The organism is Chitinophaga eiseniae, from assembly GCF_900167135.1.
GTDB classification, from domain to species: domain Bacteria; phylum Bacteroidota; class Bacteroidia; order Chitinophagales; family Chitinophagaceae; genus Chitinophaga; species Chitinophaga eiseniae.
This window is the reverse complement of record NZ_FUWZ01000005.1, coordinates 617757-636782: the sequence shown is the minus strand read 5'-3', so window position 1 is coordinate 636782 and position 19026 is coordinate 617757. Positions and strand designations below refer to the sequence as shown.

At 52.1% G+C, this 19026-nt stretch carries 19 protein-coding genes; 8 read left to right on the top strand and 11 right to left on the bottom strand.

Annotated elements, in window-relative coordinates; genetic code table 11:
* Positions 1 to 3: 3 nt before the first annotated feature.
* Positions 4 to 1041, bottom strand: a complete 1038-nt coding sequence (locus tag B5D63_RS28735) for a methyltransferase (protein ID WP_078672306.1) — start codon at positions 1039 to 1041, stop codon at positions 4 to 6.
* A gap of 126 nt (positions 1042 to 1167) precedes the next feature.
* Here B5D63_RS28735 and B5D63_RS28730 point away from each other — a divergent pair, with 126 nt between their 5' ends.
* Both B5D63_RS28730 and B5D63_RS28725 read left to right on the top strand, forming a co-directional pair.
* Positions 1168 to 2571 (top strand): tyrosine phenol-lyase, encoded by a 1404-nt coding sequence (locus B5D63_RS28730; RefSeq protein WP_078672305.1) that lies wholly within the window; start codon positions 1168 to 1170, stop codon positions 2569 to 2571.
* Between the two features lie 200 nt (positions 2572 to 2771).
* A complete protein-coding gene (locus tag B5D63_RS28725; RefSeq protein ID WP_078672304.1) occupies positions 2772 to 3512 on the top strand; it encodes a hypothetical protein in 741 nt (246 codons plus the stop codon).
* Positions 3513 to 3530: 18 nt separating this feature from the next.
* On the opposite strand, the gene B5D63_RS34820 is transcribed toward B5D63_RS28725, so the two are convergent.
* The 6 genes from B5D63_RS34820 to B5D63_RS28700 all read right to left on the bottom strand — a co-directional run bounded on the left by B5D63_RS34820 (position 3531) and on the right by B5D63_RS28700 (position 7674).
* Positions 3531 to 3812 (bottom strand): hypothetical protein, encoded by a 282-nt coding sequence (locus tag B5D63_RS34820; RefSeq protein WP_143313155.1) that lies wholly within the window; start codon positions 3810 to 3812, stop codon positions 3531 to 3533.
* 4 nt (positions 3813 to 3816) lie between these two features.
* Complete coding sequence (locus B5D63_RS28720; RefSeq protein WP_078672303.1) at positions 3817 to 4059, bottom strand: hypothetical protein; 243 nt, start codon at positions 4057 to 4059, stop codon at positions 3817 to 3819.
* A gap of 3 nt (positions 4060 to 4062) precedes the next feature.
* A complete protein-coding gene (locus B5D63_RS28715) occupies positions 4063 to 5043 on the bottom strand; it encodes an SUMF1/EgtB/PvdO family nonheme iron enzyme (protein ID WP_078672302.1) in 981 nt (326 codons plus the stop codon).
* Between the two features lie 43 nt (positions 5044 to 5086).
* Complete coding sequence (locus B5D63_RS28710; protein ID WP_078672301.1) at positions 5087 to 6499, bottom strand: COG3014 family protein; 1413 nt, start codon at positions 6497 to 6499, stop codon at positions 5087 to 5089.
* A gap of 84 nt (positions 6500 to 6583) precedes the next feature.
* Positions 6584 to 7180 carry a penicillin-binding protein activator LpoB gene (locus B5D63_RS28705; RefSeq protein ID WP_235021645.1) on the bottom strand — a complete coding sequence of 199 codons (597 nt, stop codon included), beginning with the start codon at positions 7178 to 7180 and terminating at the stop codon, positions 6584 to 6586.
* A 29-nt stretch (positions 7181 to 7209) separates the two neighbouring features.
* A complete protein-coding gene (locus B5D63_RS28700) occupies positions 7210 to 7674 on the bottom strand; it encodes a hypothetical protein (RefSeq protein ID WP_078672300.1) in 465 nt (154 codons plus the stop codon).
* Between the two features lie 113 nt (positions 7675 to 7787).
* Between B5D63_RS28700 and B5D63_RS28695 the strand changes: the two genes are divergently transcribed.
* The 3 genes from B5D63_RS28695 to B5D63_RS28685 all read left to right on the top strand — a co-directional run bounded on the left by B5D63_RS28695 (position 7788) and on the right by B5D63_RS28685 (position 12032).
* Positions 7788 to 9341: an MFS transporter gene (locus B5D63_RS28695; RefSeq protein WP_235021644.1), complete on the top strand. Its 1554-nt coding sequence runs from the start codon at positions 7788 to 7790 to the stop codon at positions 9339 to 9341.
* A 31-nt stretch (positions 9342 to 9372) separates the two neighbouring features.
* On the top strand, positions 9373 to 10962 hold the full coding sequence (locus B5D63_RS28690; RefSeq protein ID WP_078672298.1) for a serine hydrolase domain-containing protein: 1590 nt from the start codon (positions 9373 to 9375) through the stop codon (positions 10960 to 10962).
* 116 nt (positions 10963 to 11078) lie between these two features.
* Complete coding sequence (locus B5D63_RS28685; protein ID WP_200817122.1) at positions 11079 to 12032, top strand: bifunctional helix-turn-helix transcriptional regulator/GNAT family N-acetyltransferase; 954 nt, start codon at positions 11079 to 11081, stop codon at positions 12030 to 12032.
* Here the strand turns inward: B5D63_RS28685 and B5D63_RS28680 are convergent.
* Both B5D63_RS28680 and B5D63_RS28675 read right to left on the bottom strand, forming a co-directional pair.
* Positions 12027 to 12734 (bottom strand): LytR/AlgR family response regulator transcription factor, encoded by a 708-nt coding sequence (locus B5D63_RS28680; RefSeq protein WP_078672297.1) that lies wholly within the window; start codon positions 12732 to 12734, stop codon positions 12027 to 12029. The genes B5D63_RS28685 and B5D63_RS28680 overlap by 6 nt on opposite strands.
* On the bottom strand, positions 12731 to 13852 hold the full coding sequence (locus tag B5D63_RS28675) for a sensor histidine kinase (protein WP_078672296.1): 1122 nt from the start codon (positions 13850 to 13852) through the stop codon (positions 12731 to 12733). Before B5D63_RS28675 ends, B5D63_RS28680 begins: the two co-directional genes overlap by 4 nt.
* A 139-nt stretch (positions 13853 to 13991) precedes the next feature.
* Here B5D63_RS28675 and B5D63_RS28670 point away from each other — a divergent pair, with 139 nt between their 5' ends.
* The 3 genes from B5D63_RS28670 to B5D63_RS28660 all read left to right on the top strand — a co-directional run bounded on the left by B5D63_RS28670 (position 13992) and on the right by B5D63_RS28660 (position 16103).
* On the top strand, positions 13992 to 14813 hold the full coding sequence (locus B5D63_RS28670) for a DUF3108 domain-containing protein (protein WP_143313151.1): 822 nt from the start codon (positions 13992 to 13994) through the stop codon (positions 14811 to 14813).
* 115 nt (positions 14814 to 14928) lie between these two features.
* Positions 14929 to 15375, top strand: coding sequence for an SgcJ/EcaC family oxidoreductase (locus B5D63_RS28665; protein WP_159456205.1), 447 nt, complete (start codon positions 14929 to 14931; stop codon positions 15373 to 15375).
* A 107-nt stretch (positions 15376 to 15482) separates the two neighbouring features.
* A complete protein-coding gene (locus B5D63_RS28660) occupies positions 15483 to 16103 on the top strand; it encodes a LysE family translocator (RefSeq protein ID WP_078672293.1) in 621 nt (206 codons plus the stop codon).
* A 2-nt stretch (positions 16104 to 16105) separates the two neighbouring features.
* On the opposite strand, the gene B5D63_RS28655 is transcribed toward B5D63_RS28660, so the two are convergent.
* Together B5D63_RS28655 and fabF are read right to left on the bottom strand one after the other, a co-directional pair.
* Positions 16106 to 17719: a beta-N-acetylhexosaminidase gene (locus B5D63_RS28655; RefSeq protein WP_078672292.1), complete on the bottom strand. Its 1614-nt coding sequence runs from the start codon at positions 17717 to 17719 to the stop codon at positions 16106 to 16108.
* A 64-nt stretch (positions 17720 to 17783) separates the two neighbouring features.
* Positions 17784 to 19025, bottom strand: a complete 1242-nt coding sequence (fabF, locus tag B5D63_RS28650; protein ID WP_078672291.1) for a beta-ketoacyl-ACP synthase II — start codon at positions 19023 to 19025, stop codon at positions 17784 to 17786.
* Position 19026: the final 1 nt, after the last annotated feature.

Genomic DNA, 19026 nt, shown 5'->3' with positions numbered 1-19026 from the left:
CCGTTATAACTTCTCCCCTTCCACGATACTCACCTCGGTGATATCGAGGTCAATGACACGTGTGAGCCGCAATCCGGAGCGGCGGAACAACGCTTCAAACTCCGCGGCGGTCCTTTCTTTGCCGCCTGTCACCACCAGCATGTTCACGTCCATGAATTTGGCGCCATGCAAAGTGTTGCCTTCGGGAACGACGCCGTCTACAATCAGGATTTTGCTCTCCGGCTTCATCGCTTTGCTTACAACGCTCAGGATGCGCACGGAGTCTTCATCATCCCAGTCATGGATGATCATTTTCAGGAGATAGGCATCTGCGCCCGCCGGCACCTGTTCGAAGAAGTTGCCGCTGACGGCAGAACAACGATGGTGTAACAACGGGTCAGCCGCCAGCAGCGCAGTGGTTTGTTCTACTACATAAGGAACATCGAAGACAATCCCCGACGGCCCTGGCGTACTTTTCAGGATAGCGGACAACAGGGAACCGTTGCTACCGCCGACATCGATAATCGTTTTAAAAGCGGAGAAATCATACCTGTCCAGGATGGCCGGACTCAGGAAGCTGGTCACCGCGGTCATGGCTTTCATAAAATTCAGCCCTCTGTCCGCATGTTTTTTATAATGGTCCCAGAGATTTTCTCCATAGTGTTCATCAAAAGCCGTCTTTCCTGTTCTGACACTGTCAACGAGGTTCCCCCAAGGAAAGTAGAATTCTCCCATCTCTGCCAGCAAAAAGGCTTTCATACTGCCTTGTATATCGCCGATCAGCGCGATGGAATCAGGGGTATTCGCAAATACACCAGGTGTTTGCTCTTCAAAAACACCATTGGCCGCCAGCAGTCTCAGCAGGCGGTGAAGCGACGGTGGATGTGTGCCCGTTTGAGTTGCCAGCGCGTTTAACTCCATGGGACCGGAGGATAGTATATCAGCAATGTTCAGCCTGGCGGCGGTGTATACACAACAGGAAACCCAGTGATTGGTTATATGGCGGAGGATGTTTCCCGTATGTTCAGCGGTGGCATGTAAGCCGGAGAAATCAGTGTGCATAGGATGATTTTTTCAGAAAAACATGGTTATCTTAAATTTAATCATACTGCCTGTAGCTCCCATCGCAGTGACGGTAGTTATTTTTCAAGAACATCGCCTTTCACCCAAAACAATCTTAGCTATCTTATGAAGAAATCTCACTGGGCAGAGCCCTACAAAATCAAGATGGTAGAGCCGCTGCGAAAAACCTCCCGCGAAGAACGCAAAAAGCTGATTGAAGACGCCGGATTTAACACTTTCCAGCTAAAATCTGCGGACGTCTACATCGACCTGCTGACCGACAGCGGCACCAGCGCCATGAGCGACCGCCAGTGGGCCGGCCTGATGATGGGCGACGAAGCTTATTCCGGCAGCCGCAACTTCTATCACCTGGAGACCGTGGTACAGGAATACTACGGATACAAGTATGTGGTCCCTACGCATCAGGGCAGAGGAGCAGAACACCTGATCGCCCGCCTGCTGATACGGCCGGGCATGTATGTTCCCGGTAACATGTACTTTACTACTACACGGCTGCACCAGGAACTGGCAGGCGGCAATTTTACCGACGTTATCACCGACGAAGCCCATGATCCTGATTCAGACTTTCCCTTCAAAGGAAATATAGACCTGCAGAAGCTGGAAGATATCATCCGGAAGGCAGGCGCAGCCAATATCGCCTATCTCAGTTTAGCCACCACTGTGAACATGGCCGGCGGACAGCCCATATCACTGGAAAACATGAAACAGGTGCGAAAACTCACGCAACAGCATGGTATCCGCATCATCCATGACATGGCCCGCGTAGCGGAAAACGCTTTTATGATACAGCAGCATGAAGCCGGTTACGCCGACAGGACCGTCGCTTCCATCGTAAAGGAAATCTGTTCGCTGACAGACGGCGCCGTCATGAGCGGTAAAAAAGATGCCCTGGTCAACATCGGCGGTTTCCTTGCCCTGAACGACGAAGGCCTGTACGAGGAAGCCAAAAATCTGGTGATCGTATACGAGGGTATGCATACCTACGGCGGCCTTGCCGGACGTGACATGGAAGCCATGGCCATTGGTATCACCGAATCTTTGGAAGAAGCGCATATCGCCGCCCGCGTGTACCAGGTGCATTACCTGGGCAACCTGCTGAAAGAAGCCGGTATCCCGGTGTTGAACCCTATCGGCACCCACGGCGTGTTCCTCAACGCCCGCAGCTTTTTGCCGCATATCCCGCAAACCCATTTTCCCGCCCAGGCACTAACCGTAGCGCTGTATGAAGCAGGCGGGGTACGGACCGTGGAAAGAGGCATCGTGTCTGCCGGTCGTGATAAAGAAACCGGCGATCACCACTATCCATCACTGGAACTGGTGCGGCTGGCCATACCCAGAAGAGTATACACCCTTTCTCATATGGATGTGGTTGCGGATGCCATCATAGAAACATATGAAAACAGGGACAGTATACCAGGACTGGCGTTCACCATGGAACCCAAATACCTGCGTTTCTTCCAGGCGCGGTTCAGGCAACTGGCACCCGAGCCAGCGCTAACAACACCTTAACTGATGTCCCCGATAATGAAGATGATAGCCTTCCCATAAGGAAGGCTATTTCGTTTCTAAATCCTGATGATACGGTCTCCGTTGTCCGGCGTGCATAAACCGGTTTACTGTTTCCTGATGATCACCGGGTATATCTGGCCTTTTCACCTATACCGGCCCGGTTGTGCATACCATAGAATAAAATTGTAAGTTGCAGGGCGATGACCGATTTTACTTCCTTACTCCAGCTCGACAAAGAAGCGCTGACCACGCTGGCCAACGCCTACAGCAGCTATGCTACCTACCTCGATGCGGGACAGTCAGACGACCTGCCGACGATCGCCGGCAGCTATATGAAGGCCGCCGGCTACGAAATGCTGTTCGATCAGACTGCCGCCAGGAAGTGGTTCTCCCGGGCGACAGACTATTTTATGCGCGCCGCAGACACCTACGGCATCATCGCCGCGATCTGCTGTAACCAGTCCCCGGAGATGGAAGTGGGCCCCACACCGACACCAGACCTGCAGTTTTACCAATTATTAAGCGGCTATTTTAAAGATACTCCTGTAGACATCACCGCCTGGCAGGAACCCGTAGGACGCCTGCAGATCCCTATGCGACTATACCTCGAAGCCTTCGATGCCACCGAAGAATGCACTACCGCCGCAGACCTCACCGCTGCCTGGAAACCGCTTCTCACGCGTATGCACACACGCCCGCGGTTGCTCAGTAAAGACACCAAACGGTGGCGCAGCCTCGAAGGGACCATCAACCCGATAGAACCGGAAACCATCGCTGCGTGCATAACGTTGCTGACAGTCGCACACCGGCAGGGTATTACGTGGGAGCGCATAGAAGAAGTGATGCAACAGCAGAAGGATGTTGCGTTTATTGCGGTGAAGCTGGCATTATCCCTCCTGAACTCCACGCTACTTCCACATACCGGCTACAATCATTCCTGAGCTCATCATACTGCTCTATTAACAACGCGGCGCCCCCCGGCTGACATGCTGCTTTACCAGATCATGGATAACAGATACCGCCTCCGGCCCTACTGCACGCATATCATATGCCACATAACGACAACGGGACAACGCAGCATATAATGTTAACAATTTCCGGTGACCACCCAACAGTGTATCTACCTTCGTATCTGGTTCAATACGACGGTTAGCAACGAACATATCGAAGTGCTCATAAATTTCACCTGCGTATTCATTGGCGGGATCGATATTCTTTTTCAGGTAAGTCGCTACAGTCATGGGATTAAACCGCCGGCGGAGCCAGGACTGCCGGAACGAGGGCACAAAGGTCAACGGATGATGTACTGTTATCAGAGTGGGTCGTTTTACCTGTAATAAGGTTTACGAAAAAGTCCTGCACAGCGGTACCATGGATGGGGTTCTTCAGGTTTAGTATCACGAGCTCTCCCTCTTGTACGTGAAATGGCGGAATAAACCATTCCGCCGTTCTGATACCTTTATTTTCCAGGAGAAGTGGACCTTTCATCCTTTACGATATTCTTTTTATCCGTCGCACAAACGTATAGTCACCGGTGATCTCTTCCTCGTAATGCAGGTCTTCATCGAAAATGCTGCTATCGCGGAAATACGTGCTTACGCTCAGGTATCCCAGGTCCAGCCCACCGCCACCGCAAAGGTTACAACCGCCATCACCGCCTTTCAGGAAGTATTCACTGTCCATCATCACTTCATAGCGGTAGGGGTTATTGGCGATCACCAGCCCAAACTGATTGGGGATGTCGAGGTAAATTTCAGGGTGATCATTTTTTTTGAAATACAGATAATCCTTGCCGTAGTCGATGGCATCACCCCAGGGGTACAGCGTGCGGGAGCCGCCGCCACAGAGGTATTCCCATTCGTCTTCCGTGGGCAACCGGAAACCGGTAGCCTGTATTTCCTGCAGCAGTTCTTCCCGGGAAGCGCCCTGGTACAGCCATGCTGTTATGTTATCCCCACTTTTTACCAGCCGGAAAGCGTCATTAACGGTATAGTTCCAATGCTCACGGGGAGAAGCTTTTACTTCGGCATATGTTTTCTCAAAATAGTCATCGGATGTAAGGCGCTCATCTGTCAATTCCACAGGAAAATAACCCGTTTGACGATACGTCCGTTCCACGATCATCGGGCCGATAGTCACGGTGCGTACCGGCGACAGCCGCTCGCGGATGTAGTTGTCCATCTCCCCGAAATTATCATCAAACATTCCCGCCATATTGTTCCTGTTTTCGGTCGCCATGTTCCAGGAATCGAGGCCCAGCACGACAGTATCACCGGGTACAAAAACGAATTCCGCACCTTCATAATCCAGGACAGCGGTATAGGTATGCTGACAGAATTTTTCGAAGGTCTCAAATCGTTTGATGGTGAATCCGGGAAACTGTGCATCAATCAACTGCTGTAAAATGGCCGCTGCCTCCTGCTTCGGCAGTGCATTCCACGCCTGGCGGTCGTATAATTGGGTTACGCTCATGACAAATAAAGGGTAATTTCTGACAGCTAATGTAGCTAAACTTTCACGATTTCTGCAGCGAAGCGTAATGTAATGTTTGCAGGCGGCCATTGCCTATTACATTAAATTCTACCTTCTGGGTATTGCCCTTTCCTTTGAGCGTGAGCGTGATTTTATTATCTCCCCTTTTCAGCGGGATGCGCGAATAATAGATTGAATGCGGCAGGCTTTGCCAGTTACGGGTATCCGCTTTTTCTGTCAGCAGAGCGAAGAGGTTAAACAGCTCTCCCGCTACTTCGTCGTTTTTCCGGATCTCGTATTCCGCCAGCTTTTTGATGGCCAGCCGTGTGAGCGCCAGTCCCATCTCTTTCAGGAAACGTTCCTGCAGGGTGCGAAAAGCCAGCTGGTTCACGTCTTCCACTTTTTCGAGGGTGGTGGAGAAAGTGCTGTCGCGCTGTACGTCGGCGGTGGTATAGTACAGCGGTTGCTCTATGTAGCTGGGAAAGGCCACCCGGAAGGCTTCGAGGTGGCGGCGCAAGCGGTCGCAGGAATCCCGCGGAAAGAGGTTAAAATCGAAGGGAATGAAGATCTGGGTGTTGGGATCTGTAAACACAAAATTTCCCGGTCCTCTTTCAGTGAGGGTAAAGAAAAAATTGCTTTCTGCTTTTACAGGCGCCAGTCCGTTTTCCCAGATCACCAGTACCGAGCCACCGTCGTTGTCGGCAGAGCGCTGATGTACACGGCCAAACTGCTGTTCGTAATATTGTACTTCCTGCTGAAAGCCCAGCTGATCAGCCGTACGCAGGAGATCTACCTGTAACTGCGCAGGCATGTCCACGCCGTAATAACGCCGGTCGGGAGACTTCAGGAAGATATCAGCGGCGTTGCGGTAAGCAATAAAAGCGTTGTTCACATCGCCGGCGCTTTCGTATACGATGCCTTGCACGATCAGGGAAAAAGCGTCGTTACTGTATTTCTTATCATTGTTTTTTTTCCGGTCGTTGAGGGCATAGTTGCCCAGGGAAATACGCCGGGCTTCCACCTCCGCGTCTTCCAGCTGATGTAGTTGCAGATAGTTGACAGACTTATAGTAATGAATCAGTAATCGTTCAAAATCTTCTCCCTGGTAGATCTGCATAGCGGGATTCACCACCAGTCCCAGCGTCTGGTCCAGTACCCTGCTGCGGCTGCGGCCCGACAGGATGGAGTCCGCGGCATTAAAATACAGGTTGCTTTCATGATAGCGTCCCTGCAGAAAAGCGGTCTTGCCTTTCTCCATGTTAAACAGCAGTTTGTTGCGGTTATAGCGGAAAAAGCGGGCTTTGTCCAGCTGTGTCGAAGCCTCCTCGAAGCGGCCCTGTGACACGGCCTCGTAATACGGCGCCACCGCGCCGTTATAAGTACGGCATGAGCAAAAGAAAGGTATGGCCAACGCCAGTGGCAGCCACCACTTCCATTGACGATCGGAAATAAACATGATATGCGCTTGAGAAAAAAAATGTGCGCCGGCAACACAGACAACCGGCGCACGGTCACCACAGTGGTAACGAGTATGTAGGTTCTAATTCTTCACATATTTGGCAATCTTCTTATTGCCTATCCATTTTACTTCGTTGCTTTGCAGGTCGGTCAGTTCCAGGTCTACCTGATAATATACCACCATTTGCCTTTTATGTGAATCTACGATAGAGTTGATGCTCCCTTGCAGCATATAATCTGCTCCTACTTCGAGTCCCCATTTTTTCATGGTAGACACAGAAGCATTTTTCTGCTGATCTGCCCGTTCACCGCGCAGTTCCTCTCTTTTGGCGCCGCCCTGTACCAGCCTTACTTTCTGGGTGGTGACAAACGTGCGTTCCATATCTTTGATGAACGTTTCCGCATCGATGTGTTCATGACTTTTGTTGGCCACCATACCTACGATCACGACCGGTTTCTTGCCTGCATGTTGCTGGGTAAATTCTGACAACCAGTTCTCTCCGAGGGCGCTGGCGATCATTTCTTCCGCCGTGAGCCGTGAGTCGGTATTATTCCAGCGGCCACTGATATCGATCTGTTGCTTTTCGTCTACCCGCGTCACCTGGCGGGGAGCACATCCTTGTATGAGGGCAGCGGACATAAGTATCCCGACCAATGCGGGAGCATTCATTTTAAACATCAGGTTGAAATTTTTTATACGATGATTTATTAGCGGAAGAGCAGGTAAGTGCCCATGGCCAGGGCGGTAACGGTCGCCAGGTCGTACCACTGGAAGCCCGGTGAATAGTTGTGGCGATGGCCGTAATGGCCGAAGCTGTACGACGGATAACCGTATCCATAAGTATATGCCGGATATCCCCAGGTGTCCCATGATGATCCCCATCCATAGCCATAGGCATAGGCACGCCGGCGCTCACGACGGTCCTGCCGCCGTTGTTCCCGCCGCTCCATTTTCGCTTCCATAAACTGATATGCTTTATAGGTCTGCTGTACGGTGGTACCTTCCCGTGCCGTCAGGGAATCTTCGTTGATCAGGTACAGCTGCATGCTCTCCATGTAACGGGGGTTCTGGTCGGGCAACAGTTTCTGTTGCGCCATCGCAGGCATGGCCATGACAAGCAGACAGGCGGCAAAAGCAGCCCTGAAGCGGTGTTTACTAGTACAGTACCTCATAACATTCGTTGTATTCACTATAGTGACGCAGCCCAAAAGATCTCCCCCTACCGGGCCGGCTGTTAAAAAAGCGTTAAGGTGAACGGCGGAACATTTTACAATGCACGGGCGTTATGCAAGTTATGTCGACCGTATCACTTCGCAGCACTGCCGGAAGATGGGTGGTCACCTCCTCCATCCTGGCGTCTGCCATGGCTTTCATAGACGGTACCGCGCTGAACGTGGCATTGCCTTCCCTTCAACGCAGCCTGCATGCTTCGGGCGCGGAACTGTTCTGGGTGTTAAACGCTTACATGCTGATGCTGGCTGCCCTTATCCTGCTGGGCGGCACGCTGGGCGACCGGCTGGGCCGGCGCCACATTTTTATGACGGGCATTATGATTTTCATCGCCGGCTCTGCGGCATGCGGACTGGCAGGTACCGTCACCATGCTGATTATCTTCCGAATGGTACAGGGTATCGGCGGCGCGCTCATGATCCCCGGCAGCCTCTCCCTGATCTCTTCCGCCATCGATGAAGCTGAAAGAGGTAAAGCGATCGGCACCTGGTCGTCTGTGACCACGCTGGTAACGATCGGCGGCCCTATACTGGGCGGCGCACTGGCCGACGCCGGCCTGTGGCGCTATATTTTCTTTATTAATATACCTATTGGCATTATCACATTGTTATGCCTGTGGTGGAAGGTAGCAGAACAGGAAATACCTGCCGATGCGCCACCGCAGGACTATCCCGGCGCTGTCCTCATCGTAGGGGGACTGGCATTGCTGAATTTTGGCTTTCTCCGGGTGCCGGTCTCCGGCTTCGACAGCCTGGCGGCTTATGGCAGTATCCTCGCAGGAGCGCTGTTGCTGGCGGGTTTTGTTATTACAGAACAGCGCAGCCGTCACCCGATGCTGCCATTGCATCTTTTTAAAAACCGGACGTTCACCGGCGCCAACCTGCTAACGTTTTTCCTGTATGCCGGCCTTAGCGGCAGCATGCTGTTCCTGTCGCTCAATATGGTGCAGATGCAGGGTTACAGTCAGCTGGAGTCCGGCCTGTCTTTTCTTCCGTTTACGCTGCTGATGGTCTTCCTGGCACGGCTGGCTGGCAGCCTGGCCGACAAGTACGGGCCGCGGTGGTTCCTCATTATCGGACCTTTCCTGGCGGGTACCGGTATGCTGCTGATGGCGCTGGTAGGACAAACCACCGGGCCCTCCTCCTACTGGACTACCTTTTTTCCCGGCATCATGGTGCTCGGTATGGGCATGACCATTACTGTGGCGCCACTGACCGCCACCGTGATGGGCTGTGTGAGCAGCCAGTTGTCCGGTACCGCATCCGGTGTCAACAATGCTGTTACGAGGATCGCCGGCGTATTTGCCGTGGCCGTTTTCGGGGCGTTGGCGGTACTGTTTTTTGCCGGATCTATGCAGCCGGCGCTGCAGGAGCTGCCGCTGACAGCTGCTCAGAAAGCAGCTGCCATGGCGCAGACAGCCAACCTCGGCGATGCCGCAGTGCCCCAGGGGTTACCGCATCAGCAACAACAGCTGGTCGCCCAGCTGTACCATCAGCATTTTATCCGGAGTTATGGTAAAATAATGGCGATGTGCGGCGGATTAGGATGGCTCGGCAGTCTCATGGCCTGGATATTTATCAAGTCTCAAAAATCGGAAAGGCGAATATGATTTCCCTGTAGCTTTGGTTCAAATTACACGTATGCGGTATTTGTTATTTGCCCTGTGTATAGGCCTCCCCTTCTCCACCCTTTCCCAAAACCCCGGAAAGATTATTTTCACCAGTCAACCAGGCGTCAACGTTGCCATCAGTGCTACTTACCTCCTTACGCCTAAAAGTGACCTGTTTTTCACCGCTCATATGGACAGTCCGCTGGTCCGCTATCTCCAGGCACTATCACCTGCGATGGACCAGGAAACGGTGTTAAAACAGGGCAACTACCAGTTCAGCCTATACGTAGATAATCGCCTGTGTTATCAGAGCAACCTGCATCCCGGTGCGCCCTCCGCCGCCGCAAAAATCAAAGACACGGTACTGAGCCGGCCGCTGATCAATTACAAGGCAGCTTCTGCCTCCTGGAGCGAATATTACTGGATGCGGTTTCTGCGTAACGGCGGCGACAGCGCCCTTACAGAAGGGCCACATCTGCTCCGCATGGAGATAAGGCCGTACCTCAACGATCCTGTGAAAGGGATAAAAACCGGTGCGCTGATCGCCAGCGGCGAGTTACCGCTGATGGTGGACCGTAAACCTTTCATTGATACGGCGAAGATCGTTTTAAATACACCGGCGCCCTATAACGGTCTGACAGCATCCCGTGGCAACTTTGACCGTAATACCGTCAAACTCCTGAAGGGTAACATTGAAGCAGGCGTCTTCCCGAAGATCACCAGCATTGCCGTGATCCGTAAAGGGCAACTGATCATCGAAGAATATTTCAACGGCTCCGGCCGCGATTCAACGCACGACGTACGGTCTGTCGGCAAATCCTTTGCCGGCGCCATTACCGGCCTGGCTATCCGCGACGGCTACCTGAGAAGCACGGAACAACCGTTATCGGATTTTTATGACCTTCCTGCATTTGCCAACTACTCCACAGAAAAAGCACAGACACCGCTGAAAGCGCTGCTGACGATGAGCAGCCCCTTCGACGGTGATGACAACAATGATCAGTCACCTGGCAATGAAGAAAACATGTACCCTACAGACAACTGGGTGAAGTTTGCGCTGGACCTGCCGGTCAATACCGCACGTCCGGCGGGAGAATGGCACTATTTCACCGCAGGGGTGGTGGTGCTGGGCGATGTGCTACACCAGCGGGTACCGGGCGGACTGGAAAAATACGCCGACCATCAGCTTTTCCGGCCATTGGGCATCACCCGCTATCAGTGGCAGTATACCCCACAGGGTGTGGCCAATACCGCTGGCGGCATCCGTATGAACACCCTTGACTTTGCCAAATTCGGATGGCTGTACCAACAGCAGGGCCGCTGGCAAGGCAGACAGGTGCTGCCGGCCGGCTGGGTGCAACAAACATTTACCCGGCACAAAAACATTCCCGGCCGGCAGGAAGAATACTATGGTTATCTTTTCTGGAACAAAACGTTCCAGGTAAACGGCCAGACTTACGAAGCCTACTATTGCTCCGGCAACGGCGGCAACTATATCCTCGTGTTCCGGAATACGCCGCTGGTCATCGTTATTACAGCAGAAGCCTATAACCTCCCTTATGCGCACCCGCAGGTAAATACCATGCTGCAGCAGTACCTGCTGCCGGCCGTGCTCCGATAGTCACACTATTTTTTTGGCCAATTCAGAACCATTTTCTATATTTACGTAACCAGTTACGAAACCAATAACAAAAATACCAAAATATCAAAATTTCCAACTTCGTAAATTCCTAAATGATGACGGGCTTTTTCGACACTACCGGCAAAATGGCCATCGGCAGCAGGCTGCGGCTGCTGACAGATAAAATCACCGAAGATGCGGCCCAGGTGTATGGCCTGTACGGCGTTCCCATGCAGCCTAAATGGTTCCCGGTATTTTACGTACTGTCGCGCGGAGAAAACAAAACCATCACCGAAATAGCCCGGGAGATAGGACATTCCCACGTATCGGTGAGCAAGATCGTCCGGGAGATGGTACAAAAGGGATTCATCAAAGAAAAGAAAGACAAAACAGACGGGCGTAAGAACCTGGTAGGCCTTTCTGCCAAAGGGTTGGAGATCAATGAAAAAATTGCGGCGCAGTACATCGATGTCAACAACGCCATTGAGGAACTGACGGCACAAACCAAACATGATCTCTGGAAAGCCATGGAGGAATGGGAGTTCCTGCTGGAGCAGAAGTCGCTCCTGCGCCGCGTACAGGAACAACAGAAGTTACGGGAGAGCGGCCAGGTGAAAGTGGTAGCTTATCAGGCTAAATACCGGCAAGCGTTTTACGATCTCAATGAGGAATGGATCTCCACTTATTTTAAAATGGAAGCTTCTGACTATAAGGCGCTGGAAGATCCGGAGGGACATATTCTGAAAAAGGGCGGTCATATTTTTGTGGCGCTTTACAACGATGAACCGGTAGGTGTTTGTGCGCTGATCCGCATGAATGATCCGGACTATGATTTTGAACTGGCCAAGATGGCGGTATCTCCGCGGGCGCAGGGCAAAAGCATTGGCTGGCTGCTGGGTAAAGCCTGCATGGAGAAAGCGCGCGAACTGGGCGCCTCCAAGCTGTATCTCGAAAGCAATACCATCCTGAAACCGGCTATCAGCCTGTATCACAAGATGGGCTTTCAGAAAGTGGCTGCCAGAAAATCGCCGTACGAACGCGCCAACATCCAGATGGAACTGGTGTTATAGGAAACGTTGTTGTATCAGCGCCATAAAATCGGCGCGGAACTTTTCGCTCAGCGGGATACGTTTGTCTGCAATGTGAATGTGGTTATCGAGTATCCGTTCTATCTGGCTGGTATTAACGATATAGGAATTATGCACGCGGATAAAGGGCGGTCCCAGTTGTTCTGCAATTTCTTTCAGCCGCTTATAAACCAACACTTCCTCCTTTACGGTCACCACCCGCACATATTCTTTCTCGCCTTCAAAATACAGGAGGTCCTGTAAGCGGATACGTTGCAGTGTTTTACCTGATTTCACAAAGAAATAATCCTGGTGGTCGTCTTCTGTCTTGTCTGCCTGTGCAGGTGTACGGAAGGCGGCCTCAATTTTCTGGCGTGCGGCCAGGAAACGCGTCAGTGTAATAGGTTTCAACAGATAGTCCAGTGTCTGGTAATTATAGCTGGCGGCAGCAAATTCAGAATAGGCAGTGGTAAAAACTATTTTGACATGGCTGGGCAACAGGCCGGCCAGCTCCATCCCGTTGAGGCGGGGCATATTGATGTCGAGAAACACCACATCCGTTTTTTGTTGTTTCAGGCACTCCAGCGCCTCCAGCGCATTATAACATTTGCCCACGATACGCCAGTTGGTCGTCTGCTGGATATGCAATTCCAGCAGCTTCACGGCATTGGGCTCATCATCCACGATCAGGCAATTTAAACTCATAAGGGAACGGTTAAAGAGGCATTAAAATGGTTATCTGATCTTTCTGTCTTTAGTTCAAAATTGTCTCCATACAATAGTACCAGGCGCTTTCGCAGGTTATCTATCCCTGATCCTCGCTGGCCGGAAACTACGGGATGCAGGGGAAGTTCATTACGGGCGTTGAAAACGAGGTGGTTGTCCCGACATAACAAAGTGATCGCTATCTGATTTTGTGTACTGCTTTTGTCGATACCATGTTTGAAAATGTTCTCCACAAACGTCATCAGTAACATGGGAGGTATGCGATAATCATCATCGGTATCCTTGATAAACGTTAAGCCAATTTCATGCCGGATGCGTATTTTTTCCAGCGCGATATAGTTTTCGATGAAATTAATTTCAGTAGATAAATTGACCTTGTCCTTAGGGCTTTCATCCACAAAATACCGCATAATGTCTGACAGTTTTTCGATGAGCAACGCGGTATGAGGCGCCTCCCTGAAGGCTTCGTAATAGATATTATTCAATGTGTTAAACAGGAAATGCGGCTGCACCTGTGACTTCAGCAGCTCCAGCTCCGTTTGAGCATGTTGCTGCTGCATTTCCTCTGTCTTACGTTTCAATACAAAATAAGCAATAAAAATCCGCAGAATGAAACTCAGGAGAAAAATCGTCAGCAAACCGGATACATTACGTACAAAGATCATGGTAGTCATTGGCGCCGGATGCGGCTGATCATTAAAAAACGTATTGTATATCCAGACCATTCCATAGCTCCGGACCAGGCTGGCCAGCAGCAGCCCGGCTACTACTGCCATGAAATACAGTACCTTCCTCTTTTTCAAAAACAGGCGGGGGTACAAAAAACTGATATTGCCATACACCACCAGTGCATAAAAGGCCGTATTTGTCAGGGCATAGGCGCCCGACTGCCCAAAACCGTCTTCCGGTAGCAGCGTAAAAAACAGCAGGAGCATCAGCAGACACCACAAGCCCCACTGAAGCCGGGTGGTAGCCGGCATTGTTTTAAAAATTCCCATGGCCGAAAATACAAGGTTTAGAAACTGTTCGTCAAATGTACCGGATCGCATTTTCTGCAGGCCGCTTTTTTCAATGGTTGCCTGTTTGGGTTCAACCATTCCCCCTTTTTTTTAAACCACCCGGTCCTACGCGAGATGAATACCAGTGGTTGAATTTATACCGGTAAGGATTGAATAAACTTGATACGCTTACCCGGATGACCAACATTTGTGCTGTCAACAAAATGTACATACGCTTATGACAATGCGCCCTTTCCACCGTCTTTTACCGGTTTTGTTTATCCTGTTGTTTGCCCTGCAACAGGCATCAGCCCAGGCAGACACGATCAGCCCGCGGCATCATGCCCTGAACACCAGCCTGCTGCAGCCAGGGTTACGGCAATACCTTGTTTATTTTCAATTCCCCGACAAACCTAAAATGCTCAACTTCTCCCTCTGGATGCGGGAGATCAGCAAGCGTCAGCACAACCGGCAACCTGTCTTTGAAGTTAAACAAAGTTGGTACAATGCCGACAGCAACTATTTCAGAAGTTTCTATTCCATCAACAGCGCCAGGGACTTCTCCCCGCTGTACCACTCCGATGCCGGCGGTACCGGTATCAGGGCCTATAACTGGTCGGCCGCAGGCGTAAAAGGCGCGGACAGCGTGGCTGGCAATAAAGCCGCCGGTTACTCGCTCAACTTCGATAGTCCCAATTACAACTGGCATCTCGACATCGAAACATTCGAAATGCTTCCCCTGGCGGCCGGCAAAACCTTTTACATCCTGTTCTATGACGCAGGACTCGATCCGCCGGCGTATGTAAAATACACCGTTACCGGCAGCGAAACGCTGACTACGCTGGACAACAGGCAGGTGGACTGCTGGATACTCCACACCGGCGGCACAATGCCACAGGGGGGCACCTATGAGCAGTCTTTCTGGATCAGCAAAGCCGGTCATGAGCTGCTGAAAGAAGCGGACAGTTTCAATGGCATGTTCCGCTACAAGATAAAATTGCCGGGCCTCACGCCCAACTTACCGGAGGTAGTCCGCCAGGTAACGGCAAAAAAGTCCTGATTTCCCGTTTACCGATAAAAAACCCGTTTTCGCCGAAGGGGTAATGCCTTCAACTGAAAAAGCCTGTTCAGTGGTGATCATCTCCAGTAGTTTTGTATCGTCAAAAACAGGTACTATGAACAAAGTAATCGAAATGAAAGCTATCCGGCAGGTCAATGATGAAATTTACCGGTCGTTCGAAACGCTGGATTTCAGAGGCGCCGCTACCCATCTTACGGAAGACTGCGACTATATTACTTTCAACGGCATGCACCTGAAGGGACGGGAAGCGTACATCACTTCCCACGAACAACTGATGAACAATTTTATGTTCCGCGGCGCAAGATTAGAGGGGGAGATAGACCAGATGCGGTTTCTGAACGATCGTACCGCTGTGGTGATTGCCCGTGGCGCTATCCGCTTCCGCTGGCAGAAAAAAGCCCCACAAAGCCGCCAGTCCATCAATACCACCCTATGGATCAAAAATAATGAAGACCAGTGGCAGATGGCCGCCTTTCATAACTGCCGGATCAAAAAGCCCGGCTGGCTGAAAACGGTGATGGCCAGGATCACTGAACGTTGATGGCCATGATTAGATACTGATTCTCCTGATGTGCGGAGATGATACCGATTTTGATTATTTTTACCGGTCTTTTCGTCTGTCAGGAGAGTCAGTAAAATCGTACCGCCATGCTGTTACTTTTTGCCTTCGCCGCGTTGATAATGGTGCTCACACCGGGCCCTAACATGATTTACCTCGTCACCCGGTCGGTGACACAAGGCAGAAAAGCCGCCATGATTTCGTTATTGGGCGTTGCCTGCGGATTACTTTTTCATATCACGCTGGTTTCATTCGGCCTCACCAGCATCCTGATGGCTATCCCCTACGCGTATACGACGCTGAAGACCATTGGCGTGATTTACCTGCTATATATGGCATGGCAGGCTGTGAAGCCAGGAGGGAGAGCGGTATTTGAGACGGCCGGTCAACTGCAACATGACACGCCGCTCCGGCTGTTCAGCATGGGATTGTTTACCAGTATCCTGAACCCCAAGATCGCTGTATTTTACATGTCGCTTTTCCCCCAGTTCATCAAACCGGAATACGGACCGGTATTGCTACAGAGCCTTACGCTGGGCTTTATTCAGCTAACGATCAGTTTCACGGTCAACAGCCTGATCATCTTTTCCGCAGCGAAGGTAACGCGCTGGTTCAGCACCAACCCCGGCTGGGTACGCACCCAGAAATGGCTGATGGGCAGCGTTTTTGCGGGACTGGCACTGAAAATGGCGCTGGATAAGGGCAAATAATTCTAATCGATAAAACTCTTCTGGTCAGTAGGCTTGCCCGACTCCACATGGCGGGAGGGGGCAAAATAATCGTAGTAGTAAAGGTGTGCCTGTTCAAACAGTTCCATCTGCGGTTTCAGGCGTTCGATGAACTTCCCGAAGTTCCGGGTGGCCGGTTGCGTCCATGCCGCCTCAGCGAATGCCGTGATGCGGGGAAACAGCAGGAAATCCAGTCTTTTGGCGTTGGAGATGGTCTCCGACCACAGGCACGCCTGTACGCCCAGTATTTGCCGTTCATACCCTTTGACGGCAGGCAGGCTGCCCACTGAAAATTCATATACTGTTTTCAGGCTGTTGTACTCCCCTTCTTTCCATTTGCGGCCTATTTTGTGGGTGCTGTCCTGTACGAAGTCCAGATAAAAAGGCAGCCTCGGGCAGATGATCACGCTGTAGCCTTTGCCCAGCGCCATCTTCAGGTTCTCCGGTTTTTCCTGTCTCCACCAGCAAACGATGGTTTTATTGGCCGGCAGTGTGGCCGTGGCGATCTCGTCCCAGGCCATCACCTTGTTGCGCAGGCTGAATACGGTATCGGCCATACGCTGAAAGAAATAATCCTCCACCTGTTTACGGTTCACAAATCCTTTGGCTTTCACGAGGCGGATGACAGCCGTATCGGTATCCCATGCTTTGTTACCGAAAGACACTTCATCACCGCCGAGGTGGATCATACCTGCCGGGAAGAGCGATGCTGTTTCTTTCAGGATATCCGCCAGGTACTGGTAGGTGCCTTCTTTGCCGGGGTTAAAGGTGAAGGAAGGATATTTCTCCGTGCCACCGCCGTCGAAGGCCGGATAGGCCCTGTTGGCCGCACTGGCGTGGCCGGGCATGTCTATTTCGGGGACCACTTCTATAAAGCGTTCCTTTGCGTAGGCTACGATCTCGCGGATATCGTCCTGGGTGTAGAAGGCAGCCGGTGCTTTGGGATCGGTGTGGTTACCGATGCCGCCGACGGTGGTGAGCAGGGGATATTTTTTTATTTCCAGGCGCCAGCCTGGGGCGTCCGTCAGGTGCCAGTGAAAGCGGTTCAGTTTGTAGAAAGCCATCCAGTCGAGGATAGATTTTACTTTTTTCTTTCCAAAGAAGAAGCGGGATTCATCGAGCATAAAACCACGCCATGCGTAGCGGGGCGCGTCGGTGATGTTCCAGCAGGGTATATGGCGGGAAGTGCCCGTAGGTATCGTAGTTTCCGCCAGTTGCAGCAGGGTGCTGATGCCGTTAAAAATACCCTGTGGACGTGCGGCGGAGATGGTGGCGCCGGCTTTCGTCATCCGTAGCGTGTAAGCGTCGGGGTTAGTGTCTGTTTTCCCGCGTTCGAGGGTGATAACGGTCACTTTCCCGGAGGCGCGGCCTTTTTCCGCGTTCGTGATATTAAACCGGCGTTGCAGCTCGTGGCTGAGATAGGTAGCCAGCTCCTGCAGGCTGTTGTCTTTGGTGAGAATGGCCACTTCCTCGTTGAGGAGCATTTCACCGTTGGCACGGGAAGACTGTACCGGCGCCGGAATAACAGGGCAGGCCTGTTGCGCATGCAACTGCAGGCAACAGGCCCACATCAGGATACTTAAAAATATTGGCTTCATTGTTCGGTTGATGATTTCAGGTTGATAGTTTCGGAAATGATCAACGCACAATATACAGTTTTGCCTATATTTTTCTGAATACCACGATGCCGTTGTGGCCACCGAAGCCAAAAGTATTGCTGACGGCTACTTTCACGTTTTTCTCTATCGCTGTTTTCAACACGATCTGCAGGCTGGCAGGTATCTGCGGGTCCAGCGTGGTGGTATTGATAGTGGGCGGTATGATACCGTCGGTAATGCTTTTGATGCAGGCGACGGCTTCGATGGCGCCGGCGGCGCCCAGCAGATGGCCTGTCATGGATTTGGTAGCGCTGATATGCAGATGACCGGGTGCGGGGCCGAACAGCTTCGTGATGGCTGCTATCTCGCTGAGGTCGCCCACCGGTGTGGAGGTAGCGTGCGCGTTGAGATAATCCACCTGTTGCAGGTTGATTTCCGCTTCCTGCAGCGCGCTTTTCATAGCCTGGAAGGCGCCCAGTCCTTCAGGATGGGTGGCCGTCATATGGTAGGCGTCTGCCGTCATGGCTGCGCCGGCCACTTCTGCGTAGATATGGGCGCCACGGGCTTTGGCGTGTTCGTATTCTTCGAGCACCAGGGCGGCAGCCCCTTCGCTCATGACGAAGCCGTCGCGGTCCGTATCAAAAGGACGGGAGGCATGAGCAGGGTCGTCGTTCCTGACGGACATCGCTTTCATGGCGCAGAAGCCACCTACGGACGCCGGCGTAACAGGTGCTTCAGAGCCGCCGGTGATCATCACTTTCGCTTTACCGAGGCGGATATAGTTGAGCGCGTCCATGATCGCCGTATTGGACGTGGCGCAGGCGGAGACAGTGGTGTAGTTGATGCCCATGAGGCCATATTTGATAGAGATCATGCCCGACGCCATATTGGTGATCAGGCGGGGCACGAAGTAAGGGCTGAACCGCGGGTTGTAGCCCCCCGTTACGTATTCCGTCACCTGTTCCTCGAACGTCTGCATGCCGCCCTGTCCGGAGCCCCAGATCACGCCGGTATCGAAGGGGTCCATGGCGGAGAAGTTGAGCCCTGCGTCACCGATGGCTTCCGCCGCAGCGGAGAGTGCATATTGTGTGAAGGGGTCTGTCTTGCGGATTTCCGCTTTATCGAGCGCTGTGGCCGGGTCGTAGCCTTTCAGCTCGCAGGCGAATTTTGTCCGGAAGCGGGAGGCATCGAAGCGGGTGATAGTGGCGGCGCCGCTGGCGCCGGCCACGAGGTTGTCCCAGAAGGCGGTCACATTATTTCCCAAAGGGGTTATTGCACCCATACCGGTGATAACAACTCTTTTCATA

Coding starts and splice junctions, on each gene's coding strand:
- B5D63_RS28690 (WP_078672298.1), top strand. CDS start 9,373: ATGCGGTATTTGTTATTTGCCCTGTGTATAGGCCTCCCCTTCTCCACC.
- B5D63_RS28655 (WP_078672292.1), bottom strand. CDS start 17,719: ATGAAGCCAATATTTTTAAGTATCCTGATGTGGGCCTGTTGCCTGCAG.
- B5D63_RS28710 (WP_078672301.1), bottom strand. CDS start 6,499: ATGTTTATTTCCGATCGTCAATGGAAGTGGTGGCTGCCACTGGCGTTG.
- B5D63_RS28725 (WP_078672304.1), top strand. CDS start 2,772: ATGACCGATTTTACTTCCTTACTCCAGCTCGACAAAGAAGCGCTGACC.
- B5D63_RS28675 (WP_078672296.1), bottom strand. CDS start 13,852: ATGGTTGAACCCAAACAGGCAACCATTGAAAAAAGCGGCCTGCAGAAA.
- fabF (WP_078672291.1), bottom strand. CDS start 19,025: ATGAAAAGAGTTGTTATCACCGGTATGGGTGCAATAACCCCTTTGGGA.
- B5D63_RS28680 (WP_078672297.1), bottom strand. CDS start 12,734: ATGAGTTTAAATTGCCTGATCGTGGATGATGAGCCCAATGCCGTGAAG.
- B5D63_RS28720 (WP_078672303.1), bottom strand. CDS start 4,059: ATGAAAGGTCCACTTCTCCTGGAAAATAAAGGTATCAGAACGGCGGAA.
- B5D63_RS28670 (WP_143313151.1), top strand. CDS start 13,992: ATGACAATGCGCCCTTTCCACCGTCTTTTACCGGTTTTGTTTATCCTG.
- B5D63_RS28700 (WP_078672300.1), bottom strand. CDS start 7,674: ATGAGGTACTGTACTAGTAAACACCGCTTCAGGGCTGCTTTTGCCGCC.
- B5D63_RS28665 (WP_159456205.1), top strand. CDS start 14,929: ATGAACAAAGTAATCGAAATGAAAGCTATCCGGCAGGTCAATGATGAA.
- B5D63_RS28685 (WP_200817122.1), top strand. CDS start 11,079: ATGACGGGCTTTTTCGACACTACCGGCAAAATGGCCATCGGCAGCAGG.
- B5D63_RS28730 (WP_078672305.1), top strand. CDS start 1,168: ATGAAGAAATCTCACTGGGCAGAGCCCTACAAAATCAAGATGGTAGAG.
- B5D63_RS34820 (WP_143313155.1), bottom strand. CDS start 3,812: ATGACTGTAGCGACTTACCTGAAAAAGAATATCGATCCCGCCAATGAA.
- B5D63_RS28735 (WP_078672306.1), bottom strand. CDS start 1,041: ATGCACACTGATTTCTCCGGCTTACATGCCACCGCTGAACATACGGGA.
- B5D63_RS28705 (WP_235021645.1), bottom strand. CDS start 7,180: ATGTTTAAAATGAATGCTCCCGCATTGGTCGGGATACTTATGTCCGCT.
- B5D63_RS28660 (WP_078672293.1), top strand. CDS start 15,483: ATGCTGTTACTTTTTGCCTTCGCCGCGTTGATAATGGTGCTCACACCG.
- B5D63_RS28715 (WP_078672302.1), bottom strand. CDS start 5,043: ATGAGCGTAACCCAATTATACGACCGCCAGGCGTGGAATGCACTGCCG.
- B5D63_RS28695 (WP_235021644.1), top strand. CDS start 7,788: ATGCAAGTTATGTCGACCGTATCACTTCGCAGCACTGCCGGAAGATGG.